This window comes from Nocardioides caricicola, from assembly GCF_039541135.1.
Classification (GTDB): domain Bacteria; phylum Actinomycetota; class Actinomycetes; order Propionibacteriales; family Nocardioidaceae; genus Nocardioides; species Nocardioides caricicola.
Genome location: NZ_BAABFQ010000001.1, coordinates 58971 through 80274, shown reverse-complemented (window position 1 = coordinate 80274; position 21304 = coordinate 58971). Strand labels below are relative to the sequence as shown.

Annotated in this window: 23 protein-coding genes; 19 read left to right on the top strand and 4 right to left on the bottom strand. The window is 72.3% G+C overall.

Translation table 11 applies throughout. The features are described from left to right. Positions 1-25 precede the first annotated feature (25 nt). Positions 26-535, bottom strand: coding sequence for an inorganic diphosphatase (locus ABD875_RS00420; RefSeq protein ID WP_243056225.1), 510 nt, complete (start codon positions 533-535; stop codon positions 26-28). A gap of 84 nt (positions 536-619) precedes the next feature. Between ABD875_RS00420 and dacB the strand changes: the two genes are divergently transcribed. The 7 genes from dacB (at position 620) to folE (ending at position 8274) form a co-directional block, all read left to right on the top strand. After that, positions 620-1996, top strand: a complete 1377-nt coding sequence (gene dacB, locus ABD875_RS00415; protein ID WP_345170427.1) for a D-alanyl-D-alanine carboxypeptidase/D-alanyl-D-alanine endopeptidase — start codon at positions 620-622, stop codon at positions 1994-1996. Then, entirely contained in the window at positions 1993-3024 is a 1032-nt protein-coding gene (locus tag ABD875_RS00410) for a zinc-dependent metalloprotease (RefSeq protein ID WP_345170425.1), read from the top strand. Before dacB ends, ABD875_RS00410 begins: the two co-directional genes overlap by 4 nt. Next, the gene (gene tilS, locus ABD875_RS00405; protein WP_345170423.1) at positions 3021-3980 is read left to right on the top strand and encodes a tRNA lysidine(34) synthetase TilS; all 960 of its coding nucleotides are present in this window, start codon (positions 3021-3023) and stop codon (positions 3978-3980) included. The genes ABD875_RS00410 and tilS overlap by 4 nt, the downstream gene beginning before the upstream one ends. Before the next feature lie 147 nt (positions 3981-4127). After that, positions 4128-4853 (top strand): carboxypeptidase-like regulatory domain-containing protein, encoded by a 726-nt coding sequence (locus tag ABD875_RS00400; protein ID WP_345170421.1) that lies wholly within the window; start codon positions 4128-4130, stop codon positions 4851-4853. Between the two features lie 14 nt (positions 4854-4867). Beyond that, entirely contained in the window at positions 4868-5419 is a 552-nt protein-coding gene (gene hpt, locus ABD875_RS00395) for a hypoxanthine phosphoribosyltransferase (RefSeq protein ID WP_345170419.1), read from the top strand. Between the two features lie 195 nt (positions 5420-5614). Next, the gene (gene ftsH / locus ABD875_RS00390) at positions 5615-7663 is read left to right on the top strand and encodes an ATP-dependent zinc metalloprotease FtsH (protein ID WP_345170417.1); all 2049 of its coding nucleotides are present in this window, start codon (positions 5615-5617) and stop codon (positions 7661-7663) included. After that, positions 7660-8274, top strand: coding sequence for a GTP cyclohydrolase I FolE (gene folE / locus ABD875_RS00385; protein WP_345170415.1), 615 nt, complete (start codon positions 7660-7662; stop codon positions 8272-8274). Before ftsH ends, folE begins: the two co-directional genes overlap by 4 nt. Positions 8275-8362: 88 nt before the next feature. Here the strand turns inward: folE and ABD875_RS00380 are convergent, their stop codons facing one another. Then, positions 8363-9547 (bottom strand): sulfotransferase family protein, encoded by a 1185-nt coding sequence (locus ABD875_RS00380; RefSeq protein WP_345170413.1) that lies wholly within the window; start codon positions 9545-9547, stop codon positions 8363-8365. A gap of 63 nt (positions 9548-9610) precedes the next feature. Between ABD875_RS00380 and folP the strand changes: the two genes are divergently transcribed. The 6 genes from folP to ABD875_RS00350 are packed head-to-tail and all read left to right on the top strand — an operon-like array spanning position 9611 to position 13638. Further along, positions 9611-10444 (top strand): dihydropteroate synthase, encoded by an 834-nt coding sequence (folP, locus tag ABD875_RS00375; RefSeq protein WP_345170411.1) that lies wholly within the window; start codon positions 9611-9613, stop codon positions 10442-10444. Between the two features lie 2 nt (positions 10445-10446). Continuing rightward, positions 10447-10821: a dihydroneopterin aldolase gene (folB, locus tag ABD875_RS00370; RefSeq protein ID WP_345170409.1), complete on the top strand. Its 375-nt coding sequence runs from the start codon at positions 10447-10449 to the stop codon at positions 10819-10821. Continuing rightward, positions 10814-11383, top strand: a complete 570-nt coding sequence (gene folK, locus ABD875_RS00365) for a 2-amino-4-hydroxy-6-hydroxymethyldihydropteridine diphosphokinase (protein WP_345170407.1) — start codon at positions 10814-10816, stop codon at positions 11381-11383. The genes folB and folK overlap by 8 nt, the downstream gene beginning before the upstream one ends. Positions 11384-11390: 7 nt before the next feature. Further along, positions 11391-11876 (top strand): DUF3180 domain-containing protein, encoded by a 486-nt coding sequence (locus ABD875_RS00360; protein WP_345170405.1) that lies wholly within the window; start codon positions 11391-11393, stop codon positions 11874-11876. A gap of 9 nt (positions 11877-11885) precedes the next feature. Continuing rightward, entirely contained in the window at positions 11886-12509 is a 624-nt protein-coding gene (locus tag ABD875_RS00355) for a hypothetical protein (RefSeq protein ID WP_345170404.1), read from the top strand. Between the two features lie 28 nt (positions 12510-12537). Then, positions 12538-13638, top strand: a complete 1101-nt coding sequence (locus ABD875_RS00350) for a GNAT family N-acetyltransferase (RefSeq protein WP_345170402.1) — start codon at positions 12538-12540, stop codon at positions 13636-13638. A 54-nt stretch (positions 13639-13692) separates the two neighbouring features. On the opposite strand, the gene ABD875_RS00345 is transcribed toward ABD875_RS00350, so the two are convergent. After that, positions 13693-14718 (bottom strand): ABC transporter ATP-binding protein, encoded by a 1026-nt coding sequence (locus tag ABD875_RS00345; RefSeq protein WP_379187987.1) that lies wholly within the window; start codon positions 14716-14718, stop codon positions 13693-13695. Between the two features lie 3 nt (positions 14719-14721). Here ABD875_RS00345 and ABD875_RS00340 point away from each other — a divergent pair, with 3 nt between their 5' ends. From ABD875_RS00340 to ABD875_RS00330, 3 genes are read left to right on the top strand one after another with little or no spacing between them, the layout of a single operon-like run. Then, positions 14722-15429: an ABC transporter permease gene (locus tag ABD875_RS00340; protein WP_345170400.1), complete on the top strand. Its 708-nt coding sequence runs from the start codon at positions 14722-14724 to the stop codon at positions 15427-15429. Beyond that, entirely contained in the window at positions 15426-16190 is a 765-nt protein-coding gene (locus tag ABD875_RS00335; protein WP_345170399.1) for an ABC transporter permease, read from the top strand. The genes ABD875_RS00340 and ABD875_RS00335 overlap by 4 nt, the downstream gene beginning before the upstream one ends. 49 nt (positions 16191-16239) lie before the next feature. Next, on the top strand, positions 16240-17205 hold the full coding sequence (locus ABD875_RS00330; RefSeq protein ID WP_345170397.1) for an ABC transporter substrate-binding protein: 966 nt from the start codon (positions 16240-16242) through the stop codon (positions 17203-17205). Between the two features lie 6 nt (positions 17206-17211). Here ABD875_RS00330 and ABD875_RS00325 read toward each other — a convergent pair whose 3' ends face one another. Beyond that, on the bottom strand, positions 17212-18321 hold the full coding sequence (locus ABD875_RS00325) for a glycosyltransferase family 2 protein (RefSeq protein ID WP_345170395.1): 1110 nt from the start codon (positions 18319-18321) through the stop codon (positions 17212-17214). Positions 18322-18355: 34 nt separating this feature from the next. Between ABD875_RS00325 and ABD875_RS00320 the strand changes: the two genes are divergently transcribed. From ABD875_RS00320 to panC, 3 genes are all read left to right on the top strand, one after another. Next, complete coding sequence (locus tag ABD875_RS00320; protein WP_345170393.1) at positions 18356-19390, top strand: sulfotransferase family protein; 1035 nt, start codon at positions 18356-18358, stop codon at positions 19388-19390. Positions 19391-19586: 196 nt separating this feature from the next. Then, complete coding sequence (locus ABD875_RS00315; protein ID WP_345170391.1) at positions 19587-20486, top strand: Rossmann-like and DUF2520 domain-containing protein; 900 nt, start codon at positions 19587-19589, stop codon at positions 20484-20486. Beyond that, positions 20483-21304, top strand: an 822-nt coding sequence (panC, locus tag ABD875_RS00310) for a pantoate--beta-alanine ligase (RefSeq protein WP_345170389.1), incomplete at its 3' end; no start/stop codon positions are given. The genes ABD875_RS00315 and panC, both read left to right, overlap by 4 nt.

Below are 21304 nucleotides of genomic sequence, written 5' to 3'. Positions count from 1 at the left end.
CAGCCGGCGAGACCCGCAGCGGAGCTCAGTGTCCGCCGGTCGCCTTGAGCCGGTCGAACGACGCGTGCACCTCGGCCTCGGCCTCGGTGCGGCCGACCCACTCGGCGCCTTCGACGGACTTGCCGGGCTCGAGGTCCTTGTAGACCTCGAAGAAGTGCTGGATCTCGAGACGGTCGAACTTCGAGACGTGGCTGATGTCGCGCAGGTGCTCCAGGCGCGGGTCGCTCGCCGGGACGCAGAGGACCTTGTCGTCGCCGCCGGCCTCGTCGGTCATGCGGAACATGCCGATCGCGCGACAGCGGATCAGGCAGCCCGGGAACGTCGGCTGCTGCAGGATGACCATCGCGTCGAGCGGGTCGCCGTCCTGGCCGAGGGTGTTCTCGATGAAGCCGTAGTCGGCGGGGTACGCCGTCGACGTGAACAGGGTCCGGTCGAGACGGAGGCGGCCGGACTCGTGGTCGACCTCGTACTTGTTGCGCTCACCCTTGGGGATCTCCACCAGCACGTCGAACTCGAGCACGTCTTCCTCCGCCATCGTCATCTCGTCGGGGCCCGCGGAGCGGGCGCCGTCCAGTCTCGCGCACAATGACCGCAAACGCGCAGTCGGAAGGGGTGAACAGTGGGCCGACGTGACGTACGCCACGGCTCCCGGCTCGCCCTGTGGCTCCCGGTGGTCCTGGTGCTCGCCGTGCTCGCGGCGGCCACCACGGTCCTGCTGCTGGACGACAGCCCGGCCGAGCCCGAGACGCCGGCCGCCGTGCCGCCGCCGCCCGGGCTCGACCTGCCCGAGGTCGTGGCGCCCGCTCCGGTCGCCGCGCCGGCGGCCGGTACGCCGGACGCCGCGAAGGTCCGCCGCGCCCTCGCCGGGCTCATCGACGACGCCGACCTCGGTCCGCACGTGCTCGCCACGGTCGCCGGGCTCGACGGCACCGTGCTCTACTCCAGCGGGACCGGCGCCGCCGTACCCGCCTCGACGCTGAAGCTGCTCACCGGCGCCGCCGCGCTGGAGACGCTCGGCCCGGACCACACGTTCGCGACGAAGGTCGTGGCCGACGGACCGCGCCGCGTGGTCCTGGTCGGGGGCGGCGACCCGCTGCTGTCCGCCGAGGACCTGGCGAAGCTCGCCCGCGCGACCGCCGCCGAGGTGACCGGCGCCGTCCGGGTCGGCTACGACACCTCGCTGTTCAGCGGTCCGGACGTCAGCCCGCACTGGCCGGCCAGCTACGTGACCGAGGGCGTGGTGTCGCCGATCCAGGCGCTCTGGGTCGACGAGGGGCGCGACGCCGACGGGTACGGCCGGGTCGCCGATCCCGCGCGCGCCGCCGCGGAGCAGTTCGCCGCCGCGCTCGCCAAGGCCGGCGTCCGGGTGAGCGGCGCCCCGGAGGAGTGGTCCGCGCCCGGAGGCACCGCGCTGGCCGAGGTCAGCAGCGAGCCGCTGTCGCGGATCGTCGAGCACACCCTGGAGTACAGCGACAACGAGGCCGCCGAGGTGCTCGCCCGCCACGTGGGCCTCGCGTCGTCGGGCCGGGGCTCCTTCGACGCGGGCGCTCGCGGCGTGCTCGAGACCATCGAGGCGCTCGGCGTACCCCTCGCCACCGCGCGCGTGTACGACGGCAGCGGGCTCTCCCGTGACAACCGGCTCGAGCCCGCCACGCTGACGGCGCTCCTGGAGGTGGCCGGCTCGGCCGAGCACCCGGACCTGCGCGCCGTGCTGACCGGGCTGCCGGTCGCCGCGTTCACCGGTTCGCTGAGCGAGCGGTTCGACGGCGCGGAGGATCCCGGCCGCGGCTTGGTCCGCGCGAAGACCGGCACGCTCACGGGGGTGAGCGGGCTGGCCGGCACGGTCACCGACCGGTCCGGCTCGCCGATGGTGTTCGCGTTGCTGGCCGACCGGATCGCGCTGCTGGACACCCTCGACGCGCGAGACGCGCTCGACGACATCGCCGGTGCGCTCGCCGACTGCCGTTGCGGGGGCGCGGGTACGGTCGCTCCATGAGCGCGGGCATGGTCGACTGGTCCCTGGCGGTGTCCGTGGGCTCCCGGCTGGCCGGTGAGGGCCCCGAGATCGGCCGGGCCGAGGCCGCGTCGGTGGTGCAGGAGCTTCGCGACGGCGCGAACCGCTCGACCGGGCTGGTCCGCGACTTCACCGGCCTGGTGGCGGCCGACCGCACCGCGCCGATCCTCGTGGTCGACCGGGCCGGCTGGGTGCAGGCCAACGCCGACGGCTTCGCCACCGTTCTCGCCCCCGTGGTCGACAAGCTCACGTCCAGCGGCAAGGCCCCGTCGGGGCTCGCCCGCTCGGTCGGCTCCCGGGTCACCGGCCTCGAGGTCGGCGCCCTGCTCGGCTTCCTCGCCGGCAAGGTCCTCGGTCAGTTCGACCCGTTCCACGAGCCGGCCGGCCGGCTGCTGCTCGTGGCGCCCAACATCGTCCACGTCGAGCGCGAGCTCGACGTCGACCCGCACGACTTCCGGCTCTGGGTGTGCCTGCACGAGGAGACCCACCGCGTGCAGTTCACCGCCGTGCCCTGGATGGCCGGCCACCTGCTCGGAGAGATGCACGCCATCGCCGACAGCCTCGAGCCGTCGACGGTCATCGAGGACGGTGTCGCCCGGCTCGGCCAGGTGCTCCGGGGTGGCACGGACGGCGCCAGCCTGATCGACGTGATGGGCACCCCCGAGCAGAAGGAGATCATCGACCGGGTCACCGGCGTGATGTCACTGCTCGAAGGGCACGCCGACGTCGTCATGGACGGCGTCGGCCCGTCGGTGATCCCGTCGGTCGCCTCGATCCGCAAGCGCTTCAACAAGCGCCGCAAGGGTGTCGGCGTCCTCGACCGGTTCCTGCGCCGGGCGCTCGGCCTGGACGCGAAGATGGCGCAGTACCGCGACGGCGCGAAGTTCGTCCGCGCGGTCGTCGACAAGGCCGGCATGGACGAGTTCAACGCGGTGTGGGCAGCTCCCGAGAACCTGCCCTCCAAGGCCGAGATCGCCGATCCGCAGGCGTGGATCACCCGAGTGCTGTGACGCTCCATCCGGCCGTCGCGGCGGTGCGTCTCGGCGTACGCCGCGCGCTCGGCGGCCTCGAGCCCGGACGGACCGTGGTTGTCGCCTGCTCCGGCGGCGCCGACTCGCTCGCCCTGCTGGCCGCGACGGTCTTCGAGGGACGCAAGGCGGGCTGGCGCGTGGTCGGCGCGACGGTCGACCACGGCCTGCAGGCCGGCTCCGCCGACCAGGCCGCGCGGGTCGTCGAGCAGATGGCCGCACTCGGGGCCGACGAGACCTTCAGCGCCACCGTGCGGGTGGAGGCGAACGGCCTCGGCCCGGAGGCCGCCGCGCGCCGGGGGCGGTACGCCGTCCTCGAGGAGATCGCCGAGCGCGTCGAGGCGTCCGCGCTGCTGTTCGGGCACACCCGTGACGACCAGGCCGAGACCGTGCTGCTCGGGCTGACCCGCGGGTCCGGCGGCCGGTCGCTGGCCGGGATGCGCCGCCGCTACGACCTGGTGGTCCGGCCGCTGCTCGACGTCGCCCGCGCCGACACGGTCACGGCGTGCCAGGTCGAGGGCATCTCCTACTGGGACGACCCGCACAACAGCGATCCGGCGTACACCCGTGTTCGGGTGCGCCGCACGGTGCTGCCGATGCTCGAGGAGCAGCTCGGGCCGGGGGTCGCCGAGACGCTCGCGCGCACCGCCGACCAGCTCCGCGACGACATGGACCTGCTGGACGACGTGGCCGAGTCGGCGTACGCCGGACTGGCCGGCCTGCCCGTCGACGGGCTCCTCGACCAGGCGGCGCCGATCCGCCGACGCGTGCTGCGGCTGGCCGCCCTCGCGGCCGGTGCGCCGGCCGCGGAGCTGTTCCACGAGCACGTCCTGGCGATGGACGCGCTGCTCACCGACTGGCGCGGGCAGAAGTGGGTCGACCTGCCCGGGCACCTGCGCTGCCGGCGCGTCGACGGACACCTCTCGATCTCGAGGTAGCCGACACGTATCAGGAGCGGGATCGGCCGCTCCTGGTCCTTCAGGTCCGGCTCGCCCGTGCCGATACCTCTTATCAAGCGGTTCCCGCCCGGAGCCGCCCGAGTTCGCGCACACTGGACGTGCGCCACCATCAACCTGGGGGGACCGATGTCCTGGCTTCGTACCACCGCTGCGCTGCTCACGGGCGCGGTCCTGCTCGTGCCGCAGGTCCTGCCGGCGTCCGCGTCGACCACGCACTCCGCGCTCCCGGCCGCCCCGGCGGCCAAGGTGAGCCCGGTCCCGCTGGTCCAGGGCGTGGTCGCCGACCAGTTCGGCAACTTCGTCGACGGCGTGATGGTGCGGGCGACCAAGGGCGGCACCGCGGTGGCGTCGGCCGAGACGTACGCCAGCAAGCGGGCGTCCGGTCCGCAGCACGGCTACTTCTTCCTCGAGGTCGGCAAGCCGGGCACCTACACGGTCACGCTGTCCAAGAAGGGCTACGAGACCGTCACCTTCTCCGGCATCGAGGTCAAGCGGCCCCGCCAGAAGGTCAGCCTGGGCGCGATCGAGATCGAGAAGACGCCCGAGCCGACCACGACGTCCGCCGCCCTCGTCAGCCGCAGCGTCACGACCAAGGCCCGCGGCGCGGTCGTCGTGAAGGTCGCGGCCAAGGCGACCAAGAGCCCGGTCGGCGAGGTCGAGATCCGCGAGGGCGACAAGGTCGTCGGCAGCGCCGACCTCCGGGCCAGCGGCCGCGGCACCGTGACCGTCGTCCTCGGCAAGCTGGGCAAGGGTGGCCACGTGCTGAAGGCCCACTTCCTGGGCTCCGACACCCTCGCCCCTTCGGCCTCGAAGCAGGCGATCACCCTCGTGGTCGTGAAGGCGCGCAAGTGAATTAGTCTCTCCGCATGGACTCGTCCCACGTGGAGAACGACCTCGTCAACGTCCTCTTCACGGAGGAGCAGATCCAGGGCCGGCTGCGGGAGCTGGCGAAGGACATCGAGGCCGACTACGAAGGCCGCGACATCCTGATCGTCGGCATCCTGCGCGGCGCGGTGATGGTGATGGCCGACCTGGCCCGCAGCTTCAGCCGGCACCTCGAGATGGACTGGATGGCGGTCTCGTCGTACGGCTCCGGGACCAAGTCCAGCGGCGTCGTCCGGATCCTCAAGGACCTCGACACCGACATCTCGGGCCGGCACGTGATCATCGTCGACGAGATCATCGACACCGGCCTCACGCTGTCGTGGCTGACGTCGAACCTCACCTCGCGCAACCCCGCGAGCGTCGAGATCTGCACCCTGCTGCGCAAGCCCGAGGCCCTGACCATGCCGGTCGAGGTGAAGTACGTCGGCTGGGACATCCCCAACGAGTTCGTCGTCGGCTACGGCCTCGACTACCGCGAGCGCTACCGCAACCTGCGCGACATCGGCACCCTCGCCCCCCACGTCTACAGCTGAGACTCCCCGTCGAATCGGGACCTCCGGTCCGTTGAATCGGGACATTCCGTCCGTTGAGTCGGGAGTTTCGGTCAGAGTCGGGCCGTCCACGCCCGACGCGCGGCAGCCGCCGCTGGATCGGCCTGCGACAATGGGACCGGTGACGCGTACCCCTGTACCGTCAAGCGTTCCGATGAGTTCGTCCGAGAGAAGCCTGTGAAGCGCATATTCAAGGGTCCCTGGCTGTGGATCGTCCTGGCCGTGGTGGGCGTCCTGCTCGCCCTGCAGTACCTCGCACCCAACCGGGGCGGCGAGGAGATCGAGTCCTCCGACATGCTGGACCGGATCTCCTCGGGCGAGGTCAAGGAGATCACCTTCGTCGACGCCGGCGAGCAGCAGATCAAGGCCGTGCTGGACAACGGGGACAAGGTCTCGGCGTTCTGGCTGGACGGCACCCAGGCCGAGATCGAGGCCGAGGTGCAGGAGCAGGTCGAGGCGGGTGAGATCGAGAAGTACACCGTCGACGTGCCCAAGCCGAGCCTGCTCGGCTCGATCCTGGCGACGCTGCTCCCGTTCGCGCTCATCATCTTGCTGTTCCTGTTCCTGATGAACCAGGTCCAGGGCGGCGGTGGTCGCGGGGTCATGCAGTTCGCGAAGTCGCGGGCGAAGCTCATCACCAAGGACATGCCGAAGACGACGTTCGCCGACGTCGCTGGCTGCGACGAGGCCATCGAGGAGCTCGGCGAGATCAAGGAGTTCCTCCAGGAGCCGGCGAAGTTCCAGGCCGTCGGCGCCAAGATCCCCAAGGGCGTGCTGCTCTACGGCCAGCCCGGTACCGGCAAGACGCTCCTGGCTCGCGCGGTCGCGGGCGAGGCGGGCGTCCCGTTCTACTCGATCTCCGGCTCGGACTTCGTCGAGATGTTCGTCGGCGTCGGCGCCTCGCGCGTCCGCGACCTGTTCGAGCAGGCCAAGGAGAACGCCCCGGCGATCGTCTTCATCGACGAGATCGACGCCGTCGGCCGGCACCGCGGCGCCGGCATGGGCGGCGGCCACGACGAGCGCGAGCAGACGCTCAACCAGCTGCTGGTCGAGATGGACGGCTTCGACGTCCGGGGCGGCGTGATCCTGATCGCGGCCACGAACCGGCCCGACGTCCTCGACCCGGCGCTGCTGCGTCCCGGCCGCTTCGACCGGCAGATCCAGGTCGACGCCCCCGATCTCTCCGGCCGCCAGCAGATCCTCCAGGTCCACTCGCGCGGCAAGCCGCTCGCCCAGGACGTCGACCTGCGCTCGGTCGCCCGTCGTACGCCGGGCTTCAGCGGCGCCGACCTCGCCAACGTGCTCAACGAGGCCGCGCTGCTCACCGCGCGCGGCAACCAGAAGCTGATCACCAAGGAGGCGCTGGACGAGGCGATCGACCGCGTGATCGCCGGCCCGCAGCGGCGCACCCGCCTGATGAGCGAGAAGGAGAAGCTGATCACGGCTTACCACGAGGGCGGCCACGCCCTCGTCGCCGCGGCGCTCCCCGGCACCGACCCGGTGCACAAGATCACGATCCTGCCGCGTGGCCGGGCGCTGGGCTACACGATGGTGCTGCCCGACGAGGACAAGTACTCCCAGACGCGCTCGCAGATGCTCGACACACTCGCCTACATGCTGGGCGGCCGGGCCGCGGAGGAGCTGATCTTCCACGACCCGACCACCGGCGCGGGCAACGACATCGAGAAGGCCACGAACCTGGCCCGGGCGATGGTCACCCAGTACGGCATGACCGAGCGGCTGGGCGCGATCAAGCTCGGCGACTCCAACTCCGAGCCGTTCCTCGGTCGCGACTTCGGCCACACCCGGAACTACTCCGAGGACGTCGCCGCGATCGTCGACGAGGAGACCAAGAAGCTGCTCGCGACCGCCCACCAGGAGGCCTTCGAGATCCTCGAGGAGAACCGCGACGTCCTCGACGCGCTGGTCCTCGAGCTCTTCGACAAGGAGACCCTCGACAAGGACCAGGTCGCGCGGATCTTCGAGGCGCTGCGCCGCCGTCCCGAGCGGCCGGCGTGGACCGGGTCCGACCAGCGCGTGCCGTCGACGATCCCGCCGGTCGAGATCCCGCAGTGGATCAAGGACCGCGTTGCGGCCAACGGCGCCGCTCAGGCGGAGGAGCAGAGCGGCGCGATCCTCACGCCGCCGAGCTCCGGTGGCGACGTGCACGGCGACCCGGGCACCGGCGGCGCGACGGGTCAGGCGCCCGACCTTCCGCCGCGATGACCGACTCGATCCGGCCGGACGCGCGCCGGCCCGACGAGATCCCGCCGTTCGACCACGCGCGGGCCGAGGCGGCTGTGCGCGAGCTGCTGTTCGCGATCGGGGAGGACCCCGACCGTGAGGGGCTGCACGACACCCCGGCGCGGGTGGCGCGGGCGTACGCCGAGCTGACCGCGGGCCTGCGGATGGCACCCGAGGACGTGCTGACCACGACGTTCGACCTCGGTCACGACGAGATGGTCCTGGTGCGTGACATCGAGCTGTGGTCGATGTGCGAGCACCACCTGGTGCCGTTCACCGGTGTCGCGCACGTCGGCTACATCCCGGCGGAGTCCGGCAAGATCACCGGGCTCTCCAAGCTCGCGCGCCTCGTCGACGTCTACGCGAAGCGGCCGCAGGTGCAGGAGCGGCTGACCACGCAGGTCGCCGACGCGCTGATGGAGCTGCTCGACGCCCGCGGCGTGATCGTGGTGATCGAGGCCGAGCACCTCTGCATGACCATGCGCGGCGTGAAGAAGGCCGGCGCGCGCACCATCACCTCCGCGGTCCGTGGCTCGATGCTGTCCAACGCCGCCACCCGGGCCGAGGCGATGGCGCTGATCCACCGCCGCTAGCTCGGCGAGTTTCTCGTCGAGTGACGTGAAATGGTCCTGAAAACACTCGATCCGGGGCCGTTCGGCGTCACTCGACGGTCCAGGGGCATCACCCCAGCGGCTCCGACTCCACCTCGAAGAACTCCTGGTACTCGCGCACCCGCTCGCGCAGCGCGCCCTCGTCGAGCCCGGTCTCGCTGAAGGAGTACCGCTTGAGGCTGCCGGCCTGGTCGCCCGGGTGGGCGTCGAGGAACGCGCGCATCCGCGACTCCGCCTCGGCGGTGAGCTCGAGACCGATCTCGTCGTAGATGCGGCCGACGGCGCCGATCAGGTCGTGCCGGATGTCCTGGTACCGCACGTCGACGACCTGGCCGGGACCGAACAGCCCGTCGCGGCGTGCCTGGAGCGCCCGGTCGAGCCCCACGGGGATGTCGTCGCCGTACTGCGCCGCCAGCCGGGTCACCTCGAAGTGGTCGGTGGTCATCTCGCGCAGGCTCGCGCCGAGGGCGCTGATCGATGCGATCACCTTGAGCGGGTCGCGGTGGGTCTGGATGACGACGGCGTCCGGGTACTCCGCCAGCAGCGCGGGCAGCGCCCACAGGTGCGCGGGCGACTTCAGCAGCCAGCGCTCGGCGTGGTGCTCGGACTGCAGGTGCTGGAGGAACCGGCGGTGCCAGCGGTACGCCGGCGCCATGTCGGCCTCGTGCAGCAGCCAGCGGTTGTACGCCGGGACCTCGAACTGCAGCGAGTGCTGCATGGACCGGAAGTCGCTGGTGAAGATCCGCACGTCCTCCTGCGCCAGCCGGGCGCCGAGCTCGTGGAAGGAGGTGAAGCCGGGGATGAACGACTCGACCAGGTCGAAGCCGGCCTGGCACTCCTCGATCCGCGGGTCGGTCCAGAACGTCTCGGTGCGCGGCGCGGGGACCGGGCGCTCCAGCTCCCAGCTGATCGGGGCGCGGTTGGCCGGGTCCTGGGCCATCAGGTCGTGCAGGATCGTGGTGCCGGTCCGGGGTTGGCCGACGATCACGATCGGCCGGCGTACCTCCTGGGCGGCGACCTCGGGGTGCTCGGCCCGCCAGGCCTCGATCCGCAGCCGGTTGGCGAGGTCGCCGACGATGCCGTCCTCGGCGACCCCGACCCCGATCTCGTTGAGCCGGGCGCTCTCGGTGAGCGACTCGAGGTAGACGTCGAGCCCCTCCTGCCAGCTGTCCGACCCGAAGTCGTCGTGCCCGGCGGCGTCGATGGCTGCGGCGACCAGGCGGTCGCGGCGCTCTGCGGTGGTGATGACCGTCACACGGCGGATAATACGGGCTCTCACCCGGGAGTCCAGGGGGTCCGGACCACTAGCCTCGTGGCCATGCCCAGGTCCCCGCTGCTCATGGGCGTCGTCAACGTCACGCCGGACTCCTTCTCCGACGGCGGCCGCTGGCTCGAGCCCGAGGCGGCCGTGCGGCACGGCCGCGAGCTGCTCGCCGCCGGCGCGGACATCCTCGACATCGGCGGGGAGTCGACGCGGCCGGGCGCCACGCGGCCCCTGGTCGGCGAGGAGCTCGGGCGGGTGATCCCGGTGATCTCGGCCCTGGCCGCCGAGGGCGCGGTCGTCTCGGTCGACACCATGCGCGCCGAGGTCGCCGAGGCCGCGGTCGGTGCCGGCGCGACGATCGTCAACGACGTGTCCGGCGGGCTGGCCGACCCCGGCATCCTCGACGTGGTCGCCGCCAGCGGAGCGACGTACGTCGCCATGCACTGGCGTGCGCACGCCGACCACATGCGCGACTTCGCCGTGTACGACGGCCCGGGTGGCGTGGTCGCCGCGGTGCGCGACGAGCTCGCGGTGCGGGTCGACGCGATCCTCGCCGCCGGTGTCGCACCCGCGAAGATCGTGCTGGACCCGGGCCTGGGGTTCGCGAAGCGTCCCGAGCACAACTGGGAGCTGCTGCGGCACCTCGACGTGCTCCAGGGCCTCGGGCGCCCGCTGCTGGTGGGTGCGAGCCGCAAGTCGTTCCTCGGTAGTCTCCTCGCCTCCGGCGGCGCCGCGCGTCCGGTGGGGGAGCGTGAGCACGCCAACACCGCGCTCACCGTCCACCTCGCCCAGCAGGGCGTGTGGGGCCTGCGGGTGCACGACGTACGTGCCGCGAGCGACGCCCTCCAGGTGGTCGCGCGGCTCAGCGAGCCAACGACGGAGGAGTGACGATGGTCGACGAGCTGAGCGTGACCGGGATCGAGTGCTACGGCCACCACGGGGTCTTCGAGTTCGAGCGGCGCGAGGGCCAGGTCTTCGTGATCGACCTCGTGCTGGGCATCGACACCAGCCCGGCCGCGGCCTCCGACGACTTGCAAGACACCGTCGACTACGGGAGTCTCGTGGCCTCGGTGAAAGCCGCCGTGGAGAAGGATCCGGTCGACCTGATCGAGACCCTGGCCCAGCGGATCGCGGACGTCTGTCTCTTGGACGGTCGTGTTGAATGGGCTCGGGTCTCCGTTCACAAGCCGGACGCACCCATCGACGCGACGTTCTCGGACGTCGTGCTGACGATCACCCGGAAACGCGAGGGCCGCCGTGACTGAGACCCCCAACCCGAACATCGTGGACGCCGACACCCTGACCGGTGAGATGCGTCCGATCCGGCGGGCGGTGCTGGCCCTCGGATCGAACCTCGGTGAGCGGATGGCGAGCCTCCAGGGCGCGGTGAACGCACTCGCCGACACCCCGGACGTGTGGATCACGGCCGTGTCGCCGGTCTACGAGACCGAGCCGGTCGACTGCCCGCCGGACGCCAAGACGTTCCTCAACGCCGTCGTGCTGATCGACACCACGCTGGCCGCCACCCGGCTGATGGACCGCGCGCTGGCGATCGAGGACGCCTTCGAGCGTGAGCGCAGCGAGGTCAAGAACGCCCCGCGCACGCTGGACGTCGACCTGATCGTGGTCGGCGACCGGCGCAGCAACGAGGACTTCCTGCGGCTGCCGCACCCGCGCGCCGGCGAGCGTGCGTTCGTGATGCGGCCCTGGCTCGACGTCGACCCGGGCGCCGAGCTGCCGGGCCACGGTCCGGTCGCCGACCTCCTCGAGGGGGCTGACCAGAGCGGGATGAAGCTGCGCGACGACCTGGTCCTCCAGTTCCAGTGACCCACCGGTGAGCGCCGACCCGTCCGGCGAGCCGCCGGCTGGGCGGCTGCGGCCCACCACCGCCGGCGCGCTGACCCTGTGGGGCGTCGTCGGCCTGGTCGGCGGCTGGGCGCTGCGCCCGCTCGCGGAGCAGGTCCGCGACACCGCGCCGATCGTGACCTGGGCGCAGCCGCTCGCGCTCCTGCTGGTCGCGGCGATCCTGGGCGCCACGGCGTTCTTCACCTGGCGCACCCTCCACGTGCACGAGGAGCGGCTCGAGCCGCAGCAGGCGGTGAACCGGCTGGTGCTCGCCCGCGCCTGCGCGCTGGTGGGCGCCCTGGTGGCCGGCGGCTACCTCGGCTACGCCCTCAGCTGGGTCGGCGTGGACACCGAGCTGGGGTCGCAGCGGGTGTGGCGATCGGTCATCGCTGGTCTAGCCGGCATCGCGATCGTCGTCACCTCGCTGCTCCTCGAGCGAGCGTGTCGCGTCAAAACCGAGGAGCATGAGTCCTAACCTGCCTGCATGTCTTCCCCACAGGCACGTCCGTCCGCGCGCAACCGGCGCCGGCAACGCAGCACCCGCCTGACCCTCGCAGCCGTCCTCGTGGGCGTGGCCGCGGTGGTCGTCGGCGGCGCGATCGCGAGCGGTACGCCGCTCCTGGTGTCGATCGCGGCCGTCCTGGCCGTCGTCCTCGGCGCGGCCGCGTCCCGCATCACCTACTCCGAGCTGACCGTCGCGCGCCGTGAGGCCGCCCGCGACCGGGCCGCCCAGGCCCAGGCCTACCGCGACATCACCGTCGAGCGCACCGCCGAGAACGCCGCGTTCGTCGACGAGATGCGGTCGCGACAGGAGCTCCACGAGGGCATCATCGTCGAGCTCGAGGACGCGCTCGCCGCGGCCCAGCAGCGCGCCGGCGACGCCGCCCGGCGGCTGGCCGCCGAGACGCGCCGGCACAAGGCGGCCGAGCAGGACAGCCGCGACGCGACGATCCGGCTCGAGCAGAGCCGGGCCGGCGCCGAGGCGCGCGCCAACGCCGCGCAGCTCAAGGTCGCCGAGCTCGAGCAGCAGCTCGACGTCGTACGTGCCGAGCTCGCGACGGTGACGACCGCCTGGCAGGCGGCCGAGGCGCACAAGCGCGTGATCTGACCCTCAGTCACGTTTCAGCCTCCTCCCCGTGCGGGAGGAGGCTGACGTGCTTCCGGACGACAACCGCTTCCTGAGCGACCCCGAGGGCGTCGTGGGCGACGCCGACGGGCTGCCCGACGGCTGGGCCGTCGACACGCCCGACCCGGCGGACCGCTTCGACGTCGCCCGGCTGGCGCACCTGCTGCGCAACCACGAGCGCCACGGCCGGGGCTGGGCGGGCGCGTCGGTCGACGACGTGCTCGTCGAGGTCTCCGAGCACGGGCTCCGGATGCGCGAGAACGTCGTGATCCGCGACGGCGAGGGCGAGATCCATGCGTGGGGGAGCGTCCACGACCGGTCGGTCGGCCGGATGCTGTTCGTGCACATCGTCGAGCGCGACCTGCCCGACGACGTCGCCGACCGGTGCTCCGACGTGCTCCTCGCGTGGGCGGAGGCCCAGGCCCGCGCCGTGGGCGCGGCCCGGGGGCTGGAGACGCAGCAGATCGACACCGGCACGTTCGAGGGCGACCAGCGCCAGGCCCGGTGGCTGGAGGGGGCCGGGTTCAGCAAGGTCCGCACCTGGTGGCAGATGAGCCGGCCCGTCGCGGTCGACGAGGAGGAGCTCGTCGAGACCCCCGACCACTGGGAGTCCGGCGGCGTGGTGTTCCGGCTGGTGCGCCGTACCGGCGACGGGATGCCCGACGAGGACGACCTGCGCGAGATCCACGACGTGCTCGAGAGCGCGTTCACCGACCACTTCAACTCCAGCGAGGAGACGTTCGAGGAGTTCCTCCACCGGCTGCGCGAGGACCCGGGTCACCGCTGGGACCACTGGTGGCTGGCCGAGATCGTCGACGGGGACGCCCCGCAGCCGGTCGGCGCGCTGATCGGCACGGTCTCCGAGAGCAGCACCGGCCCGGACGGGTCGTACGTCTCCTACCTGGGTGTGCTCGAGGCCGCCCGCGGCCGCGGCGTCGCCAAGGGGCTGTTGCGTACGATCATCGCCGACGCGGCCCAGCGCGGGCGCGACCGCGTCGGCCTCGAGGTCGACGCCGACTCACCGACCGGCGCGGCCGGGCTCTACACGTCGATGGGCTGGGAGACGAAGTACGTCACCGAGTCCTGGCACCGCGACGTCCCGGTGCGATAGTCCCTAACGTTTTGGCTGTCGACACGCCGTGGTGGGCAGCCAGAACGTGAGGGACTATCGCGCGGCGGCCATCTCCGCCAGGGCCGCGCGCAGCGCGCGGTGAACGCCGTTCGGGGTCAGGACGCCGACGAACTGGGAGCCCTGCTTCACGCCGACCAGGCCGCGGTCCTCGCGCAGCAGGACGGCCAGCGCGTCGCCGAGCGTGGTGTCCGTGTCGATCACGGCGTCGAGGTCACCGGTGCGGACGCCGTCCAGGGGCTCGACGTGCGCCGGGTCGAGCGGGATCACCGTGAGCCGGCGCAGCCCGCTCGTCGAGCCGACGAAGTCCGCGACGAAGTCGTCGGCCGGGCGGCCGAGCAGCCGCGCTGGGGTGTCGTACTGCGCGAGCCGCCCGCCGGTCGCGAACACCGCGACCCGGTCGCCGAGCCGCACCGCCTCGTCGATGTCGTGGGTGACGAACACGACCGTCACGCCCAGCTCGTCCTGCAGCCGCAGGAACTCGTCCTGCAGGCGCAGCCGCACGATCGGGTCGACGGCGCCGAAGGGCTCGTCCATCAGCAGCACGGGCGGGTTGGCCGCGAGCGCGCGGGCGACGCCGACGCGCTGCTGCTGCCCACCCGAGAGCTGGTGCGGGTACCGGTCGGCGTACGTCGCCGGGTCGAGCCCGACGAGCTCGAGGAGCTCGGTGGCGCGCTGGCGCGCCTTGGCCTTCGACTCGCCGTACAGCAGCGGGACCGTCATGACGTTCTGGATGATCTTCTGGTGGGGGAACAGCCCCACCTGCTGGATCACGTAGCCGATCCCGCGGCGCATCTCGACCGGGTCCTGGCCCGTCACGTCCTGGCCGTCGATCTCGATCGACCCGGTGGTCGGCTCGATCAGCCGGTTGATCATCTTCAGCGTCGTGGACTTGCCGCAGCCCGACGGCCCGACCAGGCACACGAGCTCGCCGCGCTGCACCTCGAGGTCGAGCTGCTGCACCGCGACGGTGCCGTCGTCGTAGGTCTTCCCGACCCCGCTGAGCCGGATCATGGGCCGGGTCATGGGCGGGGTCATGGCGTCGGAACCGGTACCGTCCATGCGGTGACCCTACTCGCGGCCTCGGCAGCCGCCAGTGAGCCCAGCTGCTACAGCCGTCTCACGAACGAGTGGTTCTGCGGGCAGTACCTGCGCGACTACCAGCAGGAGATCACCGACGCGACCGTGCAGCACCTCGGCATCACCCTCGCCGCGGTCATCCTCGGCGTCCTCATCGCGTTTCCCCTGGCCCTGGTCGCCCGCCGGCTCCCGCGGCTGGAGACCGCCATCTTGGGGACGGCGACCGCGATCTACACGATCCCGTCCCTCGCGCTGCTGCCGCTGATGGTGCCGTTCACCGGGATCAGCGCGACGACCGTGGTGATCGCGCTGGCGCTCTACGCGCTGACGATCCTGGTGCGCAGCATGCTCGAGGGCCTGCGCTCGGTGCCGCCCGGCGTGCGCGAGTCCGCCCGCGGCATGGGGTACGGCGCCACCCGGCTGCTGTTCCGCGTCGAGCTCCCGCTCGCGCTGCCGGTGATCATGGCCGGCCTCCGCGTGGCCACCGTGTCGACCGTCGCGCTGACCACGGTCGGGTCGCTGGTGTCGTACGGCGGGCTCGGCAACCTGATCAAGGACGGCGTCACGTCGAACTTCCGCGCGGAGCTGATGACGGCGTCGATCCTGTGCGTGCTGATCGCGGTGCTGTTCGACGTGCTCATCGTGTTCTCCCAGTGGCTGCTGACGCCGTGGGCCCGGGGGGTGCGCTCGTGACCGTCCTCACCGACACCTGGGACTACCTGACCGACCCGGCCAGCTGGACCGGCGACGACGGGATGCTGCACCTGCTCGTCGAGCAGCTGCTGCTGAGCTTCACGGCGCTGGCAGTCGCAGCAGCCATCGGGCTGCCGGTCGCGCTGTGGCTCGGACACCTCGGCCGCGGCAACCTGCTCGCGATCAACGTCTCGAACGTCGGGCGCGCCGTACCCACGTTCGCGCTGCTGGCGTTCCTCGTGACCGCCGACTGGCCGGGCACGGCGGACTTCGGGCCGTACGGCCGCGCCGGGCTGGCCACGATCATCGCGCTGACGCTGTTCGCGCTGCCCCCGATCATCACCAACGCCAACGTCGGGATCCGCGAGGTGTCGCCCGCGGTGAAGCAGGCCGCCGACGGCATGGGCATGAGCGGCTGGCAGAAGTTCACTCGCGTCGAGCTGCCGCTCGCGGCGTCGATGGTGCTGCTCGGGCTCCGCCTCGCCGTGGTGCAGGTCTGGGCGACCGCCACGATCGCCGCGCTGGTCGCGGGCCCGGGACTCGGCAACGTGATCACCGAGGGCTTCTACCGGACCAACTACGGCCAGGGCATCGCCGGCGCCGTCGTGGTCGCGCTGGTGGCGCTGGTGCTCGAGGTGCTGGCCGCGCTGGCCCAGCGGGTGCTCGACCCGGCCCCGCGCGCATCGTCACCGAAACGTCGTCGGGGAATGTCGGCGCCCGCACCTATGGTTACCGAACCGGCCGACGATCCGTCGGCCTGAGCACGACCGGACACGCGCGGCTCCGTCGCGGGACACAGAAGGTGATGCAATGCAGGTACGACGTTCCCTCGCCGCGGTTCTAGCCGTCGGCTCCCTCCTCCTCGCCACCGCATGTGCCGGTGACGACCTCTCCGACGGCGACGCCGCCGACGACGACAGCTCGACCCCGGCGTCCGCCGACAAGGGCCCGGTCCGCATCGCCAGCCAGAGCTGGCCGGAGGCGGCGCTGCTGGCCTCGATGTACGACCAGCTGCTGACCGACGCCGGCTACGAGACCGACGTGAAGCTCGTCGACACGCGCGACGTCTACATGGCGACGTTCCCCGACAGCGTGGACGTGGTGCCCGAGTACGTCGGCGGCATCGTGAACTTCCTCAACGCCCAGGAGAACGGCGCCAAGGCCGAGCCGTTCACGGCCGGTGACGGTCAGGAGCTGGCCGACCAGGGCCAGGCGCTGCTCGACGGCGCCGGGGCGACCCTGCTCGACCTGTCGAGCGCGACCGACACCAACGCGTTCTTCGTGACGCAGGAGTTCTCCGACTCCGAGGGCGTCACGACGCTCTCGGACCTGGAGGGCCAGTCGGTCGTGCTGGCCGCGGCGCCCGACTGCGAGGGCCGCCTCGACTGCGAGGCCGGGCTCACCGAGCAGTACGGCATCGACATCTCGAAGATCCTGCCGCTCGGGTTCGCCAGCGACCAGACCTACCAGTCGGTCCTCGACGGGGAGTCGCAGCTCGGCCTGACCTCCACCACCGACGGCACGCTCGCGTCGCAGGGCCTGGTCCTGCTCGAGGACGACAAGCAGATCCAGCCGGCGCAGAACCTCGTCCCGATGGTGAGCACGTCGTTCCTCGAGGCGCACCCGGACGTCGCCGACGTCCTCAACGCGCTGATGGCCGCGCTGACCACCGAGAAGCTCACCGAGCTCAACGGCGAGATGTCGATCGACCGCGAGAAGGCCGAGGACGTCGCCCGCGACTTCCTCGAGGACGAGGGCCTGCTCAGCGACGACTGAGCAGCGCTACACGCGCACCTCGAAGTCCCGCAGCGCGAGGGCCGCGGGGTCGACGGTCGCCGGGTCCAGGCCCGGCACGTCGATCCGCGGTCCTCGCGGCGTTCGCACCTGCGGCACCGGCCCCCCGAGCGTGGCGACGTACTCCATCACCCGGGTGGCGTCGTCGCGCCGGCCCGACTCCACCAGCCAGCCGGTCAGCCGGTGCACCGGGGGCAGCCCCGAGTGCACCAGCGAGCGGGAGCCCCAGAACTCCCGCACCCCGGCGACCAGCAGGTCCCACCAGGCGTCCGAGCAGCCGGGGATCTCGGCGAAGTAGCGGTGCATGTCGCCGGCGAGCACCCGGTCGTGGAAGACCTTGCTCACCTTCTTCGACCCGAACGCCTCCACGGTCGCCAGCGACATCCGTTTGGTCGTCCACCGGTCGCGCAGGTCGTCCAGCGACGACCGCTGCTGCGTGATCGAGGAGCCGTCGTGCCGGATCCGCCAGTGGTAGACGACCTCCGGCACGATCGCGACCCGCCGGGCGCGGACGTACGCTGCCGTGGTCGTCGGCTGGTCCTCGTAGCGGATGCCCTCGGGCCAGGCCAGCTCCGCGCCGTCCCAGAACGGGCGGCGGAACAGCTTGTTCCACGCGAAGACGTCGCCGAGAAGCTCCGGGTGCTGCTCGATCGGCAGCGTCAGCCGGTCCTTGTGCAGCCGGCGCATCCAGGGCAGCTCGCTGACGGTGTCGCCGTCGAGCCGGGCGACCGAGCCCGTGGCGAAGTCCGCGCCGGTGCGGGTCAGCTCCCTGACCAGCACGGGGTAGGCGCCCGGGGGCACGACGTCGTCGGAGTCCGCGAACGCCAGCAGGTCTCCGGTCGCGTGCCGCACTCCCTCGTTGCGCGCGGCGCCGAGTCCCCGGTTCTCGGTGTGCACGACCAGCACCCGCGGGTCGCGGGCGGCGTACGCGTCGGCGACGGCTCCCGACCCGTCGGTCGAGCCGTCGTCGACGACCACGACCTGGAGGTTCTCGTGGGTCTGGGCGAGCACGCTGTCGAGCGCGGCGGGCAGGTACGCCTCGACGTCGTACACCGGCACCACCACGCTGAGCAGCGGTGAGCGCCGTCGCAACCTCATGGCCGCACCGTATCGAGGGTTAGAGTCCCTCCTCGTGACCGACTACCCGCGCACGGTGCTCTTCGTCGCCGGCGCCGGCCGCAGCGGCACCAGCACGATGGCCGGCCTGATGCAGATCCTCGGCCTCCACGTGCCCCAGCCCGAGGTGGTCGCGGATGAGAGCAACCCGAAGGGCTTCGGCGAGCCGCAGTGGGTGGTCGAGAACCACGACCGGCTGCTGCGCGACGCCCTCGTCCAGGTCAGCGACGCCCGCCCGGACGCGTGGGTCGAGACCGACCGGATCTCGGGCCACGCGCGCGAGCAGGAGCGCGCGGCGCAGTGGCTCGAAGGGCACTTCGCGAGCGGGTCGGAGCTGGTGGTCAAGGACCCGAGGTTGAGCTGGTTCCTCACGCTGTGGAGGGCCGCCGCGGCGCGCACGGGCGCCCGCCCGGTCTTCACGACGATGCTGCGCCCGCCGGCCGAGGTGGTTGGCAGCCGGCAGACCTACTACCAGAGCCGGCTCGGCTCGGCCCACCTCGCGGCCTCCTGGCTGAACGTGCTGCTGCACACCGAGCTCGCGACCCGGGGCAGCGACCGCGCGTTCGTCCGGTACGCCGACCTGCTCAGCGACTGGAAGCGCGCGGTGCTCCCGCTCGGCGAGCAGCTCGGGCTCCAGCACGTGCAGCACGCGAGCCCCGCGGCGATCGAGGAGGGCGACCGGTTCGTCGACCCGGACCTGCGGCGGATGACCCAGACCCTCGAGGACCTGGCGCTGCCGCCCCGGCTGCACGAGCTGACCGCGCAGACCTGGGCCGAGCTCAACCGGCTGGCCGAGCCGGGCGGCGACACCCCCGAGGTGCACGAGGCGCTCGATGAGCTGCGCGCGGGCTACGTCGACCTGTACGCCGAGTCCGAGGCGATCACCCGGTCGTCGGTGGTCGCCGCGGAGCAGCGCGGCCGCCGTACCGCTGCGAAGCCCGCGGCCCCCGCGCCGTCCGCCGCGGACCGGGTCCCGCACGGGGTCCGCGCGCTGGTCCCCGCCCGGGTCCGCCGCGGGCTGCGGAAGGCGCTGCGCCGGCCCCGGTCCTGAGCCGTCGGCGGTGTCGCGCAGGTCACGTGCGCGGCGGGTTACCGCGGACTGGACCGGCGCGTACATTCGGTGACGTCGGGGTAAGAACGCCTCGACAGAAGCCACAGACGAGCACACCGTCCGGTACCCACACCGGCCCCGCCCCGCAGCTCAGGGAGGGGTGGTCGGAGGGACTGGAACGAAAGGTTCGACACCCATGACGCACCGCATCGGCGTCGTCGGCGCAGGCCGCGTCGGCGCCGTCCTGGCCGCCGCCCTCGAGGCCGCGGGCCACCACGTGGTCGCCGCCGCCGGCGAGTCCGACGCCTCCCGTTCGCGCATCGCCGACCTGATCCCCGGCGCCCGGCACGGCAAGCCCTCCGACGTCGCGCGGTCCGCGGACCTGCTGCTGCTCACGGTCCCCGACGACATGCTCGAGAACGTCGTCACCGTGCTCAGTGACAGCGGGGCCATCCGCCCGGGTCAGTACGTCGTGCACACCTCCGGCCGCCATGGTCTCGCGGTCCTCGAGCCGGCCCGCCGCGTCGGCGCGCGGGTCGTCGCGATGCACCCCGCGATGACGTTCACCGGCACCGCCCTCGACCTGGACCGCCTGCCGGGCTGCGTGTTCGGCCTGACGGCCGGGGACGACGAGAAGGCGTTCGCCGAGGGCCTGGTCGCCGATCTCGGTGGCCGCCCGATGTGGGTGCCCGAGCAGATGCGCACGCTCTACCACTCCGGTCTGGCCCACGGCGCCAACCACCTGGTCACGCTGGTGACCCAGGCGATGGAGCTGCTCGCCGCCGCCGGTGCCGACGACCCCGCCGGCACTCTGCGCCCGCTGCTGACCGCGGCCCTCGACAACGCGCTCGAGCACGGCGACGCGGCGCTGACCGGCGCGATCGTGCGCGGCGACGTCAACACCGTGCGCGCCCACCTGGCCGACATCACCGCGAACGCCCCGCACACGATGCCGTCGTACGTCGCCCTCGCCCGCGACACCCTCGACCGGGTGGTGACCGACGGCCGGGTGCTGCCGATCCGCGCGAACGCGATCCGCCGCGTCATCGACCAGGCCGAGCGGGCCGCCGTACTCCAGGTCGCGCGGCGCCGATGACTTCCAGCCCCACCCTCGCCCCCACGCGCGAGGAGCTCGCCGCGCTGCTCGCGGACCGGTCCGGCCCCGTCGGTTTCGTGCCGACGATGGGCGCGCTCCACGAGGGTCACGCCAGCCTGATGCGGGTCGCCCGGGAGCGCGTCGCCAGCACGGGGCAGAGCGGTCCGGTCGTCGTCTCGATCTTCGTGAACCCGCTGCAGTTCGGTCCTGGCGAGGACCTCGACCGCTACCCGCGCACCCTCGACGCCGACCTCGAGCTGTGCGCCGCCGAGGGTGTCGACGTCGTGTTCGCGCCCAGCCCGGACGAGGTCTACCCCGGCGGAGAGCCGCAGGTGACGGTGCACCCCGGGCCGCTCGCCGAGATCCTCGAGGGCAGGACCCGCCCCGGCCACTTCCGCGGTGTGCTGACCGTGGTCGCGAAGCTGTTCGGCCTGGTGCGCCCCGACGTCGCGGTGTTCGGCCAGAAGGACTACCAGCAGCTGGCGCTGATCCGGCGGATGGTCCTCGACCTCAACATGCCGGTCGAGGTCGTCGGCGCCGAGACGGTCCGCGAGCCCGACGGCCTCGCGCTGTCGAGCCGCAACCGCTACCTCGACGCCGAGCAGCGGTCCGAGGCCGTCACGCTGAGCCGCGCGCTGTTCGCCGCGCAGGAGGTCGCGCACTACGGACCGGACGTCGCCCTCGACGCCGCCCGCGCCGAGCTGCGCGCCGCGAAGAGCGTGGATCTGGACTACCTGGTGATCACCGCACCCGACCTGGGCGAGCTGCCCGACGTCGTACCCGCCGGAACCGAGGCGCGGGCGCTCATCGCCGCCCGG

Excerpts from the sequence above, each read along its gene's own strand:
- ABD875_RS00355 (WP_345170404.1), top strand. The coding sequence starts at position 11,886 with ATGTCTTCCCCACAGGCACGTCCGTCCGCGCGCAACCGGCGCCGGCAA.
- ABD875_RS00410 (WP_345170425.1), top strand. The coding sequence starts at position 1,993 with ATGAGCGCGGGCATGGTCGACTGGTCCCTGGCGGTGTCCGTGGGCTCC.
- folE (WP_345170415.1), top strand. The coding sequence starts at position 7,660 with ATGACCGACTCGATCCGGCCGGACGCGCGCCGGCCCGACGAGATCCCG.
- hpt (WP_345170419.1), top strand. The coding sequence starts at position 4,868 with ATGGACTCGTCCCACGTGGAGAACGACCTCGTCAACGTCCTCTTCACG.
- ABD875_RS00345 (WP_379187987.1), bottom strand. The coding sequence starts at position 14,718 with ATGGACGGTACCGGTTCCGACGCCATGACCCCGCCCATGACCCGGCCC.
- ABD875_RS00330 (WP_345170397.1), top strand. The coding sequence starts at position 16,240 with ATGCAGGTACGACGTTCCCTCGCCGCGGTTCTAGCCGTCGGCTCCCTC.
- folB (WP_345170409.1), top strand. The coding sequence starts at position 10,447 with ATGGTCGACGAGCTGAGCGTGACCGGGATCGAGTGCTACGGCCACCAC.
- ABD875_RS00325 (WP_345170395.1), bottom strand. The coding sequence starts at position 18,321 with ATGAGGTTGCGACGGCGCTCACCGCTGCTCAGCGTGGTGGTGCCGGTG.
- ABD875_RS00400 (WP_345170421.1), top strand. The coding sequence starts at position 4,128 with ATGTCCTGGCTTCGTACCACCGCTGCGCTGCTCACGGGCGCGGTCCTG.
- folP (WP_345170411.1), top strand. The coding sequence starts at position 9,611 with ATGCCCAGGTCCCCGCTGCTCATGGGCGTCGTCAACGTCACGCCGGAC.
- ABD875_RS00420 (WP_243056225.1), bottom strand. The coding sequence starts at position 535 with ATGGCGGAGGAAGACGTGCTCGAGTTCGACGTGCTGGTGGAGATCCCC.
- ABD875_RS00315 (WP_345170391.1), top strand. The coding sequence starts at position 19,587 with ATGACGCACCGCATCGGCGTCGTCGGCGCAGGCCGCGTCGGCGCCGTC.